The organism is Microvirga sp. HBU67558 (assembly GCF_018069605.1).
Classification (GTDB): Bacteria; Pseudomonadota; Alphaproteobacteria; order Rhizobiales; family Beijerinckiaceae; genus Microvirga; species Microvirga terrae.
On the sequence record NZ_JAGPUP010000311.1, the window covers coordinates 1 to 1,209 of the forward strand.

General features: G+C 62.4%; 1 protein-coding gene. It reads left to right on the forward strand.

The genetic code is table 11. The features are described 5' to 3' along the window. Window positions 1–77: 77 nt before the first annotated feature. Window positions 78–1,180 (forward strand): IS3 family transposase gene (locus KBI52_RS01425; RefSeq protein WP_210804860.1). Its coding sequence is split into 2 segments (ribosomal slippage): window positions 78–339 and window positions 339–1,180, totalling 1,104 coding nucleotides; the frame shifts between segments, so codons are not numbered across the junction. Window positions 1,181–1,209 lie beyond the last annotated feature (29 nt).

A 1,209-nucleotide genomic window follows, 5' to 3' on the forward strand; every position in this document is an offset into this window, starting at 1 on the left:
TGGTCCTGACCCGTCAAACTGGTCCATTGGGAGGACAACTTTTTCGGGCATTTTGATCCTTGAGGAGGGTCAGTGCCATGAAGAGGTCACGGTATACGGAAGAACAGATCGCCTTTGCCCTGCGGCAGGCGGAAAGCGGCACGCCGGTGGGCGAGGTGATCCGCAAGATGGGCATCACCGAGCCAACCTTCTACCGATGGAAGAAGCAGTTCGCCGGCATAGGGGTAGCCGAGATCCGCCGCCTTAAGCAGCTCGAGGATGAGAACGCTCGGCTCAAGAAGCTCGTGGCGGATCTGACCTTGGACAAGACCATGTTGCAGGACGTGCTCAAAAGAAAGTGGTGAAGCCCGTCGTTCGGCGCGAGGTCGCAGGCCATCTGCAGAAGGCCTACGGCATCAGCGAACGGCGGGCATGCTCGGCCACCGGCTTCCAACGCTCCTCGCAGCGCTATCGCAAGCGGTCCGATCCGCAGGTCGAGCTGCGGATGCGGCTCAAGGAGCTCGCAGCAGCCCGAGTGCGCTACGGCTATCGCCGGCTGCACATTCTGCTGCGGCGGGAGGGCTGGCCGGTGAACCACAAGCGCACCTACCGCCTCTACCGTGAAGAGGGCTTGTCGATCCGGCCCAAAGCACCCAAGCGCAAGCGCGCCTGGCGCTACCGGCAGGGACGTCCAGAGGTGGGTGGTCCCAACGAGGTCTGGGCGATGGACTTCATGGCCGACCAGCTCTTCGACGGCCGTGCGTTCCGGATCCTGACGGTGGTGGACTGCCACACGCGAGAGTCACTGGCGATCGTCCCGCGAGTGAGTTTCCGGGCCTATCAGGTCGTGGAGGCGCTCGATGAGATCGCTCGAAGCCGCGGTCGGCCGAAGAGCCTGCGGGTGGACAATGGTCCGGAATTTGCCGGTCGAGCCTTGGATCAGTGGGCGTATCTGAACCGAGTGGAAATAGACTTCTCGCGGCCCGGAACGCCCACAGACAATGCGTATATCGAGGCGTTCAACAGCCGCTTGCGGGCAGAGTGCCTGAATGCCTCGTGGTTCCTCTCCATGGCCGACGCCCGGGAGCGGATCGAAGATTGGAGGAGAGATTACAATGAGACCAGACCGCATACGGCGCTCGGCGGCTTGACGCCGAACGCCTTCGCCCGACAAACTTACCTAGCCCGGAAAGTTGCATAAGCCGTGGATCACATCTGGGGGCAGGTCCA